Source organism: Proteus vulgaris (genome assembly GCF_016239305.1).
GTDB lineage: Bacteria > Pseudomonadota > Gammaproteobacteria > Enterobacterales > Enterobacteriaceae > Proteus > Proteus vulgaris_C.
The window spans coordinates 112845-128596 of record NZ_JAEHOQ010000003.1 but is presented as its reverse complement, the minus strand read 5'-3'; the positions used below and the strand labels follow the sequence as shown (position 1 = coordinate 128596).

At 38.4% G+C, this 15752-nt stretch carries 15 protein-coding genes; 9 read left to right on the top strand and 6 right to left on the bottom strand.

Features of this window, described 5'->3' with window-relative positions:
- The first annotated feature begins 69 nt into the window (after window positions 1-69).
- From JEP40_RS03270 to caiF, 8 genes are all read left to right on the top strand, one after another.
- A complete protein-coding gene (locus JEP40_RS03270) occupies window positions 70-387 on the top strand; it encodes a phage holin family protein (RefSeq protein WP_198622442.1) in 318 nt (105 codons plus the stop codon).
- Window positions 384-773 carry a M15 family metallopeptidase gene (locus JEP40_RS03265; protein WP_198622441.1) on the top strand — a complete coding sequence of 130 codons (390 nt, stop codon included), beginning with the start codon at window positions 384-386 and terminating at the stop codon, window positions 771-773. Before JEP40_RS03270 ends, JEP40_RS03265 begins: the two co-directional genes overlap by 4 nt.
- Window positions 770-1126, top strand: a complete 357-nt coding sequence (locus JEP40_RS03260; RefSeq protein WP_198622440.1) for a hypothetical protein — start codon at window positions 770-772, stop codon at window positions 1124-1126. The genes JEP40_RS03265 and JEP40_RS03260 overlap by 4 nt, the downstream gene beginning before the upstream one ends.
- Window positions 1083-1340, top strand: coding sequence for a hypothetical protein (lysC, locus tag JEP40_RS03255; RefSeq protein ID WP_198622520.1), 258 nt, complete (start codon window positions 1083-1085; stop codon window positions 1338-1340). The genes JEP40_RS03260 and lysC overlap by 44 nt, the downstream gene beginning before the upstream one ends.
- Before the next feature lie 14 nt (window positions 1341-1354).
- Window positions 1355-4222, top strand: coding sequence for an RHS repeat-associated core domain-containing protein (locus tag JEP40_RS03250; protein ID WP_198622439.1), 2868 nt, complete (start codon window positions 1355-1357; stop codon window positions 4220-4222).
- 448 nt (window positions 4223-4670) lie between these two features.
- On the top strand, window positions 4671-5282 hold the full coding sequence (locus JEP40_RS03245) for a lytic polysaccharide monooxygenase (RefSeq protein WP_198622438.1): 612 nt from the start codon (window positions 4671-4673) through the stop codon (window positions 5280-5282).
- Between the two features lie 289 nt (window positions 5283-5571).
- Window positions 5572-6234: a fructose-6-phosphate aldolase gene (fsa, locus tag JEP40_RS03240; protein ID WP_198622437.1), complete on the top strand. Its 663-nt coding sequence runs from the start codon at window positions 5572-5574 to the stop codon at window positions 6232-6234.
- Between the two features lie 567 nt (window positions 6235-6801).
- Window positions 6802-7194: a carnitine metabolism transcriptional regulator CaiF gene (gene caiF, locus JEP40_RS03235; RefSeq protein WP_198622436.1), complete on the top strand. Its 393-nt coding sequence runs from the start codon at window positions 6802-6804 to the stop codon at window positions 7192-7194.
- 67 nt (window positions 7195-7261) lie between these two features.
- On the opposite strand, the gene caiE is transcribed toward caiF, so the two are convergent.
- The 6 genes from caiE to caiT form a co-directional block, all read right to left on the bottom strand.
- Window positions 7262-7855, bottom strand: coding sequence for a carnitine operon protein CaiE (gene caiE / locus JEP40_RS03230; RefSeq protein WP_072069082.1), 594 nt, complete (start codon window positions 7853-7855; stop codon window positions 7262-7264).
- A gap of 39 nt (window positions 7856-7894) precedes the next feature.
- Window positions 7895-8680 carry a crotonobetainyl-CoA hydratase gene (gene caiD, locus JEP40_RS03225; protein ID WP_198622435.1) on the bottom strand — a complete coding sequence of 262 codons (786 nt, stop codon included), beginning with the start codon at window positions 8678-8680 and terminating at the stop codon, window positions 7895-7897.
- Between the two features lie 76 nt (window positions 8681-8756).
- On the bottom strand, window positions 8757-10313 hold the full coding sequence (gene caiC / locus JEP40_RS03220; protein ID WP_198622434.1) for a crotonobetaine/carnitine-CoA ligase: 1557 nt from the start codon (window positions 10311-10313) through the stop codon (window positions 8757-8759).
- A gap of 74 nt (window positions 10314-10387) precedes the next feature.
- Window positions 10388-11608 carry an L-carnitine CoA-transferase gene (caiB, locus tag JEP40_RS03215; protein ID WP_198622433.1) on the bottom strand — a complete coding sequence of 407 codons (1221 nt, stop codon included), beginning with the start codon at window positions 11606-11608 and terminating at the stop codon, window positions 10388-10390.
- Window positions 11609-11675: 67 nt separating this feature from the next.
- Window positions 11676-12818 (bottom strand): crotonobetainyl-CoA dehydrogenase, encoded by a 1143-nt coding sequence (gene caiA, locus JEP40_RS03210; protein ID WP_023582983.1) that lies wholly within the window; start codon window positions 12816-12818, stop codon window positions 11676-11678.
- Window positions 12819-12859: 41 nt separating this feature from the next.
- Window positions 12860-14374 (bottom strand): L-carnitine/gamma-butyrobetaine antiporter, encoded by a 1515-nt coding sequence (caiT, locus tag JEP40_RS03205; RefSeq protein WP_072069078.1) that lies wholly within the window; start codon window positions 14372-14374, stop codon window positions 12860-12862.
- Between the two features lie 600 nt (window positions 14375-14974).
- On the opposite strand from caiT, the gene JEP40_RS03200 reads away from it, so the two are divergent.
- A complete protein-coding gene (locus JEP40_RS03200) occupies window positions 14975-15748 on the top strand; it encodes an electron transfer flavoprotein FixA (protein ID WP_198622432.1) in 774 nt (257 codons plus the stop codon).
- The last annotated feature ends 4 nt before the right edge of the window (window positions 15749-15752 follow it).

The window sequence follows — 15752 nt, the reverse complement described above, 5'->3', positions numbered from 1 at the left end:
ATTATTCATTACTTATTATGCGGATTAATTGGCGATGTCGCTTAATCCGCATTATTTAGGACTTTTATTATGCTAGTTGCGATCCCATCAGAAAGCGATGCACTGGCTTGGATGATTATCGGTGGATTTTCAGCCTGGGGAGGTATCGTGAGGTATTTAATGGAAATTAGGCAAAAACAAATTAAGTGGTCTTGGTGTGGTATCACCAGCCAAGTCGTGATCTCTGTTTTTACAGGATTATTAGGCGGGTTATTAAGTTTTGAAAGCGGAGCAAGTCGTTATATGTCTTACATGATTGCAGGGCTTTTTGGCTCAATGGGTAGCACAACTTTAATTTGGTTGTGGAACCGTATTTTTGGTGTGAATAACTTTAAGGAGCCTAAATGAGCATATATACATTAAGTCAACGTAGCCAAAAAAACCTAGAAGGTGTGGATCGGGATTTAGTCCGAGTGGTTAATTTGGCACTGACATTTAGTGAATATGACTTTGTCGTTATTGAAGGGGTACGCTCATTAGCTCGACAAAAAGAGCTAATGAAGGAAGGTAAAAGCAAAACCCTCAATAGTCGCCATTTAACAGGTCATGCCGTTGATATTGTGCCTTTAGTGAAAGGAGTGATCCCTTGGCAAGATTGGTCAGCATTTGAGTCAGTATCAAAGGCGATGAAAAAAGCCGCTTATCAATTAAATGTTCGAATTAATTGGGGTGGTGATTGGGCTTCATTTCGTGATGGCCCTCATTATGAGCTTTGTCGAGAGACAAACCCATGAATATAATCACTTTTTTACGTTTAGGTGTTAAAGGGGGAGTGGCAATTATTATTGTTTTCACTCTACTGGTTATTCGTTATCAATATAACCAAATAAATCGACTTTCTGAGCAAAACAATCAGCTTGAATATCAACAACGCACATTGCAATCACAATTAGTGCAATGGCACGAACAAGCAGAAAAAGTCTCTGAAACACTTATGCATCAACAAAAGGAGCAACAATTTTTAGAGGAAGAAAATCATGTTATACGCCAGGAATTACGGCAGATTTTGGCTCAAACGCCTTGTGCTAATGAGCTTGTGCCTGATGCTGTTATCCAGTTGCAGCAAAACTCCCTCAATCATCGTTAAAGCACCGGATAAATTTGTTCCTACGCATTTGTTACAACCGTGCTCTGCACCCTTTTTTAATGTGCAAGTATGGGGAGATTATCCTGATTATGTGGCACGCTTAATATTGGTTTTAGAAAAATGCAATACCGATAAAAAAGCCGTTGCCGAAATATTAGCTTCAAAAAATCTGCGTAGTAGCAATGAATTGGATCATAAAAAGAAAATTAACTAAGGAATTATAAAACTATGTCAAATCAACAATTACACACACGAACACCCACTGTGGTGGTTTATGATAACCGTGGATCGACAATTCGTGAAATTAACTATTGTCGCCATCCCGACATAATAAATAAAACAGATGAGCGTATTGCTCGTCATCACTATCACTCTCGTGGTTACTTAGAGCGCAGTATTGATGCAAGACTGTATGACACACAACAGTCAGATGTCAGTATTCAGCCTAATATTCAACAAACGGTGAGTTTAGGAGGCGCATTATCACTTTCAAAAGGCGTTGATAATGGTATTAGTTTTAATCTGAATGATATTGAAGGCACAGTTTCACAACAGATTAACGCAAAAGGTATAGTGACTACGTATGAGTATACAGATCAACGTCTTGCGCGTTATTTAGAGAAAGTAAAAGAACAACAATTAGGTGATTCAAGCAACGTTGTTATCCAACAATTTGTATGGGGAGATGGTGACACTGAAAAACATGTTGCTAATAATCAAGTTGGTAAATGTATTGAACATTATGATACAGCAGGTAAAAAAACCTATACTCACTATGCTTTAAATGGCCATATACTTTCAGAGACACAACAGTTTTTAGGTACGACTATTGTTGATTGGTCAGCAAGTGGCTCTAGTATGAATAACCTAGAGAAGGCTGAAAAATACGTTACACAATACTCTTATGATGCCGTAGGTGCTGTATTAACTGAAACAGATGCTAAAGGCCATCAACGTCGTATTGTCTATGATATTGCCGGATTTGTTAAACAATCGTGGGTGACGTTAAAGGGACAATCAGAACAAGCGATTTTGCGTTCACTCACTTATAGCGCTGCCGGGCAAAAATTACGAGAAGAGCATGGCAATGGGTTAGTGACCATTTATGAATATGAAGCAGAAACTCAGCGATTATTGCATGTTAAAACAGAACGCCCTCAAGGTCATAGGTTAGGGGCGAAGATCATGCAAGATCTGCGTTATGAGTATGATCCTGTGGGCAATATTATTGTGTTAAAAAACGATGCTGAAGCGACTCGCTATTGGCGTAATCAGAAAGTGGTGCCTGAAAATCGTTATGTGTATGACTCACTATATCAATTAGTCAGTGCAACAGGCCGTGAATCTGCTAACCAACAAACACCTGCTTCGATGCAATCCCAACCAGTGACAACATTCGCTAAAGATGCACAAAGTTATACTAATTACACCCGTTTATACACTTACGATCGTGGTGGTAATTTAACACAAATTCGTCATAACTCCCCGACGGCACAACAAAGTTTTACTCAAGATATTGTTGTTTCTCATAAAACCAATCGTGCTTTATTGAAATCTCAATGTGCAGATCCACACAAGGTGGATAGCTATTTTGATGAGAGTGGTAATTTAACCAAACTACTGAATGGCGATACGCTACTTTGGAATAACCGTAATGAATTGGAAGCCACAAAGAATAGAATAGAAAATGGAATGATTTATGAAGGTGAGACTTATCAATATGATAGCGGGGGACAACGAGCCACTAAATTAAGAGGTCGTAAACAAGGTACATCTGATAAGTTAGAAAAAATCACCACTCATTACTTATCCAATATCGAAGTGTGGGAAGTTGGAGAATATCCGACAAGAGAAAAATATGATGTTGTTCAAGTTCAGGTAGGTACCAGTGCAAAAGTCAGAGCATTATGTTGGGAAATTGGCTCACCGCAAGGCATTGAAAATAACTCACTGCGCTATAGCTATGATGACGGTATTGGTAATAGCGGATTAGAAACCGATGGTAAAGGGCAATTAGTCAGTTATGAAGAGTATTACCCTTATGGAGGCACTGCAATTTGGTCTAGCGAAAATGCGGTAGAAGCAGATTACAAAACGATCCGTTATTCAGGAAAAGAGAAAGATTCTACTGGACTTTATTATTACGGCTACCGTTATTATCAGCCGTGGATTGGTCGTTGGTTAAGTGCTGATCCCGCCGGTACGGTAGATGGACTTAATTTATATCGCATGGTGCGTAATAACCCGGTGACTTTGCACGATCCTGATGGACGAATGCCTAATAAACTCAATATGAATAATTTTGCGATGTTTAACCAAGCTAGTTCTAGTAATGAGAATAATTCTCCAATTCCAGTTAAGCTTAAACCTAAGCCTTCTATCGAGGAAAAAACAAAGGTAAATGCGGTTAGTTCATCAAAAATAGTATCAGATGTAAGTTTGCTAGAAAATAAAGTACAGAATTTAGATATTGGTATGGTAGCCTCTGCTTCATTACCATTGCAAAAAACATTAAATTCAGTAGATAGTGAAACAATACCAAAACCAATAAATATTGATAATAAAAGTGAAAATACATTAACAGATGCACATAAAGCGGCGATTCGGCGTTACACTGGTGGTAAGTATCGATTATATAATGAAAAATTAAGAATAAATAAAATGGCAAGTAATATCAAGAATTCAATTAATGAAGTTATTGATGCTTTAAATATATTACCTAACTATTCAGGATATGTTTATCGCGGTGCTGCAATGAATAAAGCGTTAAATGCAGGGTTAAAAGTGAATGATGTTATTTATGAGCCTGCTTTTTTATCAACATCATTAGATAAAGCTGCTTCAGAAAAATTTGCTAGTTCAGCGAGTGCTGGTATAAATGACATCCGATATATTATGTCATTAGAAGTACAACGAGGGAAACTAATTGATAGCAAAGAACTTTCTGAGTTTGCAGACACTGAAAAAGAAGTTTTGATGCTACCAAAAACACAGTTTCAAATTTCTAAACTCGAAGTTAAGCGAGGTGTATCTTATATTTATGCAAAAGAATTAGAAAATAAAGTCAAAAATGCAATAAGTCTTTATAAAAGATAATGTGATTAAGTAAAAGTAGCCCATATTAATTATTATAATGGCTACTTTTATATCATTATATATAGGGAAAACCACTGGATATCCCTTTGTTATAATGATACTTGTTTATATATAACATTTAACTTAAGTGTGATTACTATTCTCAATAAACACTCATTAAAAATTACTTTAATAATGAAGGTTAATAAATTCTAATAGTCAAAATACAGTTGAATACTTATTTATTTTAGATTTTATTTTAAGGACTTGTTTTTGTTTCCATAATAAATTGTATATCTAACAAATATTAAATAGCCGTTTTAGTTCCATTTTAATATTAAATTAAATAGCGATATTGCTCACAAATATTAATAAACACATATTTAATTATCTTTTTTTGACTAATATCTAATGTGATTAACACAATCATTATACTTTAAAAGTTTTTAATAATTATTGAGGTTTCATTATGAAAAAAAATAAACTTATGGTATTTACTGCAACATTATTACTATCATCAGCAGGTTTTATTTCAACAGCATCAGCTGATGTGACATTAAAACATGGATATATTGATGTCCCCCCCAGTAGAGCTTTCCTTTGTTCATCAACAGGGAAAAATTTAAATAAAGATTGTGGTCAAATACAGTATGAACCTCAATCAATTGAAGGGCTTAAAGGCTTTCCTAAAGATGGACCTGCTGATGGTCAAATTGCTAGTGGTGGAAAAGACGTTTTTTCTGCTTTAAATGCACAAAGTGCTGATCGCTGGCATAAAGTAGCAATGAAAAGTGGAGAAAATACCTTTAAGTGGACATTAACTGCAAAGCATAGCACTGCATCATGGCGATTCTTTATTACCAAACCAGGGTGGGATGTGAATAAACCGCTGACCCGTGCTGACTTTGATTTAACGCCATTCTGCCAACAAGATGATAATGGCAAAATACCAACAGAAACCGTAGAGATAAATTGTAATATACCAGAGCGTTCAGGTTATCAAATTATTTTAGGCGTTTGGGATATTGCGGATACGGGTAATGCCTTTTATCAAGTCATTGATGCGGAATTTAAAAAATAATCAATTCAATTAAAATCATTTTTTAATATTAATAATTATGTTGGTTATATATTATTCTGTTTTAAATATAAATAGGTTTTACCTCTGAAATTTAAATATAAATTTAGATTGATAATTGTTTAGTTGTTAAATGAAATTAATCGCCATTTATTATTGAAATTTAATCAATAGCGCCTTTGTATGGGCGCTATTTTCATTGAATCGACTAGAAATCCATCGCGCACAATGCTACTTTCTACGTTATACCTATAATTATTTAGCTTAAAACCCACATTATTGAGGCGCGATTATGGAAATCTATTTAGATACAGCGGATATCGAAGAAGTCAGAAAACTCTCTCAAGTTCTTCCTATTGCAGGTGTCACTACCAATCCGTCTATTATTGCTAAATCGGCACAAGATATTGAAACGCTGTTACCTGAATTAAAAGCAGCAATGGGTGGCAAAGGTCGGGTATTTGCACAGGTCATTGCCAGTGATGTCGATACCATGATTGAAGAAGCACTACGTATTGGCAATATCGCGGATAATACCGTGATTAAAATCCCAGTTACTGAAGCAGGGCTTGTCGCGATTAAACAATTAAAACAAAAAAACATGCTGGTATTAGGTACCGCAATTTACAGTGTCTCACAAGGGTTAATGGCGGCATTAGCAGGAGCCGATTATATTGCCCCTTATGTTCATCGAATGGATAGACAAGGCTCTGATGGGGTAAGAGTGGTAAAAGAGTTACAAACCCTAATTACTATGCATAATTTACCGACAAAAATCCTTGCCGCGAGTTTTAAAACACCCCGTCAGGTTGTTGATTGTTTATTAGCGGGGGCTTCTTCGGTGACATTACCGATTGAACTTGCTTACTCAATTATTCGTTCACCAGTGGTGGATGATGCAGTAAATAGATTTGCAGATGATTGGCAAACAGCATTTGATCGTCGTTTTTTATAATTAAATTAATAATATGAGACTAAGTGCTATAGTGCTATATAGCACTTAACTTATCAATTTTGGGATATTAAAGATATTAAACTTCACTTTTATTAATGTATTAATAACTAGATTAGGATAGCTTAAAATAAACGAATATTGATTTATATCTAATAATAAGCCACCTTTCTGGCAATCTAAATTTAGATCTATTATTATAATCTTAGTCTATAAATGGATTATTAATATAATCTATCTATTTTTTGTTGTTAAAAATAGTTTATTTATCAATGCATTGTTATTTTTCTCTAAAATCTATTTTATATTTTAATATTTAATTAATTTTTTGTTTTTACTCGGTTTAATTGTTATTGCTTTTGCTTTAATAACAAAATAATAAATTGTGACAAGCGTGTTAATTAAAAAGTTTGGTTGTTAAAGATAAACTAAATATTATATTAATGAGGTTGTTAACTTACCAGATTAACAGGGAAAACCGATACTCCGCGGTGCAATGATAATTAACATATACAGTTATTATCTTTATTTAGCGATAAATAAAATTTTACTTGTGATACTGGAGTAAATATGTGCGAAGAATACATGAATAAGCCACTTTATCTATCAATTGCTGACTGGGTTCAAGCGCAAGAACGTTGGGTAAGTGCGAAAGAAATTGCAACAAAATTCGATATTCCTCAATGTAATGCGATTAATATCGTTTCTTATATTCTTTCTGATGTAAAAGAAATTGAATGTGAAACGAAAAGTGTCCCTAATCAGCTTGAAGGCAGAGGATGTCAATGCCAACGAATGATCAAAGTGAGTCATATCGATCCTCAACTCTATTCACGCTTAAAAGGCCACATTCAGGGTAAAAGTAGTCAAAGTTCTCCTGAGAAATTAGCCGCCATGATCCCTCATGGGTTAAACCATGAGCAAAAATGGCAATGGATGTTATCAAAATCACAACGACGCTAATGTGACTTATTAAGTGGTAGGCTACAGAATAATGACGACAGGCGCGCATAACGCCTGTCGCTGTTTGTTACTGGCCTTTCGGTTTTACCTCTGTTGTGCCTCGTAAACGTGGGCGATTAGGCTCTGGTGCTGTTAACGGTGTGGTTTCGACTAAGCTTTGGCGACAGCGTACTGCTAAGTCTTGATATTCACGAGTGTTCATCCGTTTCCATTCCATATCTTGTTCGGTAATATCACGGAAATGTTTGGCAGGACTGCCAATTAACATTTGGCGAGGTTGTCCTTGAAAACCCGCTTTTACAAAGCTCATTGCTGCTACAATGCTTTCTTCACCAATCACTGCACCGTCCATAATTACGCTGTTCATACCGACTAAGCTGTCACGTCCGATAATACAACTATGAAGAATGGCACCGTGTCCAATATGTCCATTTTCTCTTACGATAGTATCCATATCGGTATAACCGTGCATGATGCAACCGTCTTGAAGGTTAGCGCCTGCTTCAACAATTAAGCGTCCATAATCTCCTCTTAATGAAGCTAAAGGGCCGATATAAACACCAGCACCAATAATCACATCACCAATTAATACCGCAGATGGGTGAATATAGGCCGTTGGGTGTACCACAGGAACAAGGCCTTCAAACGCGTAGATACTCATCCGTTTTCCTCTTTGTTGTATTATCAAAGCACTAGATAATTACCGTCCTTTCCATTCAGGTGCGCGTTTTTCAGCAAAGGCAAGTGGCCCTTCTGTGGCATCTTCTGAATGGAGAACGCTTGGATAATGTTTTAATACACCACTGCGCATTAATTTGTAACCTTCTTCAATAGAAAGTTCGCTAGTGGCACGATAAATCTCTTTTAACGCCGCAACAGCTAGTGGGGCGCTATTGGCGATTTGGTCTGCAAGTTCACGAGCGCTATCCATTAATTCAGAGGAACTGACAACGCGGTTTGCAATTCCCCAACGTAGTGCTTCGTCTGCATTCATGCGACGGCCGGTCATTAGCATTTCATTGACGATAGCCGGGGGTAAACGTTTAGGTAAACGCAATACGCCACCACTATCTGGCACAATACCTAATTGTGCTTCAGGTAACGCAAAAGAAGCGTTGTCTGAGCACACCATCATGTCGGCAGCGAGTGCTAATTCAAATCCACCACCAAAAGCATAGCCGTTAACCGCTGCAATGACAGGTTTATCTAGATTAAAAAGTTCGGTTAAACCGGCAAAACCACCCGCACCAAAATCAGCATCAGGGGCTTCACCTTCAGCAGCTGCTTTTAAATCCCATCCCGCTGAGAAAAAGCGTTCGCCTGCACCCGTAATAATTGCGACACGTAAGTTGGGATCATCTCGAAAACGTAGAAAAACCTCCCCCATTTCATGGCTGGTTTTCGCATCAATCGCATTGGCTTTTGGTCTATCTAATACAATTTCAAGTATTGAACCACGAGTTGTTAGGTGTAATGATTGGCTCATGTTGTATTCCTTTTCATCATCAAAAATAAGCATTTATGATTGAGGTTATTAAGTTGTGGTTGAACCCACCTATGCCTTATTTCAAATGCTTTTTAATCACTTTTCCGGAGCAATTACGTGGTAAGCCCTCTCTAAATTCAACTGCGCTAGGAACTTTAAACTTCGCCATATTTTGCTCACAGAAATGGAAGAACTCTTCTTCGCTCAAAGTTTCATTCTCAACCAGTACCACAAAGGCTTTAATTGCTTCATCACGAATGTTGTCAGGAACCCCAATTACGGCGACATCTTGAACTTTAGGATGTGAAGAAATGATATTTTCAATCTCAACGCAAGAGACATTTTCACCACCGCGTTTGATCATATTGCAACTGCGATCAACGAAATAGAAAAAGCCTTCATCATCACGATAACCATAATCACCGGTATGTAACCAACCTTCTGGCTCTAGTGCTTTTGCTGTTGCATCGGGTCGGTTGTAATACTCTTTGAATAAGGTTTTTCCAGGCTCGCCTTTTACGCAGATTTCACCCACAACGCCATCAGGCACTTCGTGGTTTTGTTTATCTCTGATTTGAGCTTGATAACAAAAACCTGGTCTGCCAATTGATGGCCAACGGCGTTTATCACCGGGTCTGTCACCAATTAAACCAACTATAGTTTCAGTCATGCCATAAGAGGTGAGCAATCGCACGTTAAAGCGCTCAATAAAGGCGTCTTTTTCTTCATTTGCGAGATTGAGGTAGAACATCACTTCGCGTAATTTGTGTTGCTTTTCTTCGGATGAAACCGGTTGTGCCATTAAGGTTCTCATCATCATGGGAATACATTCCGTCACTGTCGCTTGATACTTAAGAATTTGTTTCCAAAAGGCTCTGGCACTGTATTTTTCAAGTAGGACAAACGTCGCGCCTACAGAAAATGCCGCGAGAGATGCGGTGCATTGGCAATCAATATGAAAGGCAGGCATAACAGTGAGATAAACATCGTCTTCACGTAATGCGTTTTGCCATGATGAGTAATAACCCGCAAAGCGTAAGTTATAGTGTGTAATAACAACGCCTTTGGGTTGAGAGGTTGTACCTGAGGTAAAAAGAATTTCAGCTGTATCATCCACACTTAATGGGGTGTGATGATTAAGTGTAACAGGATGCTTGGCTTTCTCTTTTAGAAAGTCAATAACCCCTTTTTCAGTAGGAAGGCTGTTTTCTGTTATTAAAAACAGCTGGGTTAAAGGGTTTTGTTCATCCTGTAACATAGGTTGGTAAATAGAATAGAAATTATCGCGTGTTACCACGTAATGGGCTTGGCAGTGATTGATAATCCATGCACTTTCTTCATGCATAAAACGCGCATTAATGGGCACCATGACAGCACCTATTTTTGCCAGCCCAAACCAGCAAAAGAAAAATTCAGGGCAGTTATCAAGATGTAAGGCAACATGGTCGCCTTTTTTTATGCCACCAGCATGGAAAAGATTTGCGGTTCTGTTGATCTCTTCATTTAAGTCACTGTAGCTAAATTGTCTCTCTTGTCCTTGTGCGGATCCAAAAATTAGCGCTGTTTTTGTGCCATAAACCTCTGCCAAATCATCCCACATTTGACGTAAGTTTTGTTTGCCAATCACATCCATTAAACTGTTACCCTATTCTTTTGCCGTGAGCTCAGATGCGCTTTATGCCTTTGTGCTATCTGAGTTCAACGGTATTACTTTTCGATTTTAGCCAGCCCCTTATCGACTAGCCCCCTGATTTGTTCATCGCTATAACCGATATTTTTCAAAATCGCGTCAGTGTCCATGCCGTGAGATGGCATTCCGCGCCAGATTTTTCCCGGATTATTTTTAAATTTAGGCATCACATTTGGCCCTTTACAGGTTTTGCCGTTCATGGTTTGCCATTCGGTGATCGATTCACGCGCAATATATTGCGGATTGTCTTCAAGTTCAGGAATAGTCAGCACTTTGGCACTAGCAATATTGAGCTCTGAAAGTCGTTTAAGAACGTCAGTGATCGGTTGTTTTGCTAACCATTCATCTAACTTGTCTTCAAATAATTGACCATGAGGGCAATTAATACGGTGAATAAGTTGAGTGCCTTCTGGCACTTCAGGTGTACCAAGTAGATGAGCAAGGCCGATATCTTTGAAAATTTCTTCAATTTGAGTGATGCCGACAACTTCCATCACGATATAACCATCTTGGCAACGGTAAAGCCCACAGCCTGCGTAGTACGGATCTTTTCCTTTGGTCATTCGAGGGCAGATTTCGCCACCATTGAAATAATCCATCATGAAGTATTGCCCCATACGCAACATCACTTCATACATTGCAATATCAATACTTTCGCCTTTACCTGTTTGTTGGACTTTATACAGTGCAGCTAACGCAGAAGTTGTTGCTGTCATCCCTGAAAAATAGTCTGCGGTATAAGGGAAGGCTGGCATTGGCTGATCTTTGTCACCATTTTGAATAAGGTAACCACTAAAGGCCTGAGCGATAGTGTTATAAGCCGGTAGGTTGGTGTATTGCGGATCACCGTATTGACCAAAACCCGATAAATGTGCAATAACCAATTTAGGGTTATGTTCCCACAATACTTCATCAGTAATACCACGGCGTGCAAATGCTGGGCCTTTGCTGGCTTCGATAAAGATATCGGTTGTTTCCATTAATTTTAGAAATGCATCACGACCTTCGTCTTTAAAGATATTTAACGATAATGCATGAAGATTACGGCGAGAAAGTTGAGGGTAGTGAGGTTGAACGCGAATGGTATCAGCCCATGCGACGTTTTCAATCCAAATCACTTCAGCACCCCATTCTGCAAACATTTGTCCTGCGAATGGCCCTGCAATTTCAATTCCTGAAAACACAACACGAACCCCTGAAAGTGGGCCGAATTGTGGCATTGGTAAATGTTCTGTCATAGCGTCACCTCGTAAATGGTTGAGTGAATACTCTCTCACCTAATGATGAGAGAGTGTTCGTGATTAATTAGCGATACTGTTTAAGCACTGAACGTCCCAGTGTCAGGATCTGCATTTCGTCAGAGCCACCAGAGACACGGTCAACACGAAGGTCACGCCAGAAACGAGAGATACGGTGCTCGCCAGCAATACCAACACCACCAAGCACTTGCATTGCACTATCAACCACTTCAAATGCCGCATTCGCACAGAAGTATTTACACATAGCTGCATCACCGGAAGTGATTAAGTTGTTGTCACTCTTCCATGCAGTTTCATATAACATGTTGCGCATTGAATTGAGTTTGATCGCCATATGGGCGAATTTTTCTTGAATAAGTTGGAAACGACCGATAGCTTCGCCAAATTGCACACGTTGGTTGGCATAACGAGCAGCATCTTCGAATGCGCACATCGCAGTACCATAATTAGTGAGAGCCACTAAGAAACGTTCGTGATCGAACTCTTCTTTTACACGGTTAAAGCCGTTACCTTCACGACCAAACATGTCTTTTTCTTCAAGTTCAACGTTGTCGAAAGTGATTTCACAGCAGCTATCCATGCGCAAACCCAATTTTTCTAACTTATTGACTTTGATACCCGGTTTGCTCATATCCACAAACCATTCAGTAAAGATAGGCTTATCTGGAGATGCAGAGTCACGGCTCATCACTACAACATAAGGGGTATAGGCACTACTGGTGATAAAGCATTTGCTACCGTTAAGATAAACTTTGCCATCTTTACGGGTATAAGTAGTTTGTAAGCTACCGACGTCGGAGCCTGCACCCGGTTCGGTGATAGCAGAGTTCCACATTTGTTTACCAGTACCACGGAACGCCATGATTTTATCAATTTGCTCTTGAGTTCCTTCACGCAAGACAGTGTTAAAGCCACCCGGTAATTGATAAAGCACATAAGTTGGCGCGCCTAAACGACCTAATTCCATCCAAATGGCGGCAACAGTAACAAAACCTGCATTTAAGCCACCGTGCTCTTCAGGGATAAGCAGATTGTCAATTTCCATATCCGCTAAGGCTTTGACAAAACGTTCTGGGTATTTGCTTTCGCGATCACATTGTGCGAAATAAGCTTCCCAGTTTTCACTGGCCATTAATTCGCGGACACCATCAACAAACAGTTCCTGCTCATCATTCAATCTAAAATCCATGTTAATAACCTCTTAATATGTCATTCTTTGCGTATAGCGGATCAGTCTTTCCAATGTACTTTGGCATCTTTAATAAAGGACAAGGTGACCATGATATTGACGAAAAATAGTGGGCATCCTCCAGCGATAATGGCGGTTTGAATTGGTTTTAACCCCCCAAGTGCTAACAGGATGATGCCGATAACACCAACTAATACAGACCAGCCGATACGCACTAATAAAGGTGGCTCAGAGCCTTCTTTCATAGAACGACAAGTGGACATTGCTAGTGTGTAAGAGCAGGCATTAATTAAGGTGACAGTGGCAATAAAGCAGAGGATAAAGAAGCCCCACATTGTCGCTGTACTAAGCGGTAATGCCGCCCATGTTTCGATAATGGCGCGTGGAACACCATATTGTTCAATTAGTTGTGGAATGTTGAGAATATTTTGGTCAATCAGTTGTAAGGTATTACCACCAAGAATTGTCCAAATTAACCAAGTTCCTGCGGTTAAGCCTGAAACCATCCCTAAACACAGTTCACGAACAGTACGGCCTTTAGAGATACGGGCTAAGAAGATACTCATTTGGATGGCGTAAATAACCCACCATGCCCAATAAAAGACTGTCCAACCTTGAGGGAATCCACCTTTACCGATAGGGTCTGTATAGAACAGCATACGAGGCATATACATCATCAATGTACCAACAGAATCGGTAAAGTAATTGACGATAAAGCTCGCACCACCAACGATAAACACCCAGCCCAGCATTAAAAAGCTAAGGTAAGTACGAATGTCACTGGCGATCTTCACCCCTTTTTGCAGACCAAATGCCACGCAAATTGCGTTTAATAAGATCCAGCAAGAGATAATAATGGCGTCTAATTGCAAGGTATGAGGAATACCAAACAAATATTGAATACATTCAGTGACTAACGGCGTTGCTAAACCAAGGCTAGTCCCCATGGCTAAAATTAAGGCCACGAGATAGAAGTTATCAATAATGGTTCCGACGATCCCATTAACGTGTTTTTCGCCGATTAATGGCGTTAAGGTGCTACTTGGACGGATAACTTCCATTTTGCGAACAAAGAAAAAGTAAGCGAACGCAACAGAAAGGAAACTATAAGTTGCCCAAGGCAGAGGACCCCAGTGGAATAAGCTGTAAGCAAGGCCAATTTCTTTAGCTTGAGTTGAATAACCTTCCATTCCAAAAGGTGGGCTTGAAATGTAGTAGTATATTTCAATCGAACCCCAGAAAAGGACGGCGGCTGATGTACAAGACGCAAACATCATAAAGATCCAGCTTGCGGTACTAAACTCAGGTTTGTCTTCCCCAAGGCGTTTATTGGCATAACGACCGAAGACTAACCAAAACCAACCTCCGAACATGATAACCATGTACCATTCAAAGGCCCAACCCCAGACATTGGTAACATAGCTGAATACGGCATTAATCACTTCATTTGAAGCATCAAGATCGCGTACCGTTAACCAACATAAAATACCAACAATGATCAATGGCGGAAAAAAAACCTTCGGTTCTATTCCTGCCTTTTTATTATCTTTGCTCATAGGTAAATTTTCCAAATATATTTAGCGCAGAAGTTTAAGTAGTATTAATTCCTAATAACTAATAAAACAATTAAGTTTATTTATGAATATTTTGTCTATTGGTGATTCATCATAATAGAAAAATAAAGTCATTGGCTAATCTACAAATCCATTAATGATGAAGAATGATGGATATTATAAGAAATCTATTCTGTTATTCACTTCACACTATTCTTTTTGTCGATTTTATGTTACGTTTTATAACGTTTTATTTTCATTATAACTTATTGATAATTATTGATATCGTCTTCTATGTAATCGGCTTGTTATATTCTATCTTTCAATATTGTTGATCTGAGTGGCAATATTGAATGTTAAATACCGTTATATTTATTATGTTCAATATTGTTGATCGAAGTAGCAATATTGAAAGTTGAACACTTCAATTAAAACTAATTTCAATATTGGTGATGTATTTGGCAATATTGAACGCTATCTCTTCTTTATTTAATAATGTTCAATATTGGTGACCTAGGTTTAATTTTTTAATCACTTAATTATGTTAATTCTATATTACATTGCCAGAGTAAATGACATTATTTATTAATTTCAGGAGATGTAATGAATATTATTACATGTTATAAGAGTGTTCCCGATGAGCAGGATATTACGGTAAATAGCGCAGATAGTTCGCTAGATTTTTCTCGTGCTAATACCAAAATCAGCCAATATGATTTAAATGCGATTGAAGCTGCTAATCAGCTTAAGACTCAAACTGATGGCATTCAAATCACGGCAATGAGTGTTGGTGGTAAAGCACTGACTAATGCAAAAGCACGTAAAGACGTTCTTTCTCGCGGTGCTGACGAATTAGTGGTTGTGGTTGATGACCAATTTGAAGCCTCTTTGCCTTATCAAACGGCAGTTGCATTGGCTGCTGCTGCGACTAAAAAAGGTTACGACTTAATTCTTTGCGGTGATGGCTCCGCAGATCTGAGTTCACAACAAGTTAGCTTGCTGGTGGGGGAATTCTTAAATATTCCTGCAATCAATGGTATTAATAACATTGTTTCTCTCTCTAATGATTCAATTACGGTTGAACGTGAATTAGAAAATGAGATTGAAACACTGACAATTCCATTACCTGCTGTAATTGCGGTATCTACTGATATTAACACACCTCAAATTCCTTCGATGAAAGCCATTCTTGGTGCTGCCAAAAAACCAGTTCAACAATGGAGTATCGCCGATCTTGGCTTTGATGCTATTGCTGCGCGTTCGGAGCAAAAAATCGCGGCACCAAAACAAAAAGTTCGTCAACGCATCATTATTGAAGGTGATGGTGATGATCAGATTGCTGAGTTGGCAGAACATTTACGTAAAATTCTTAAGTAATAGG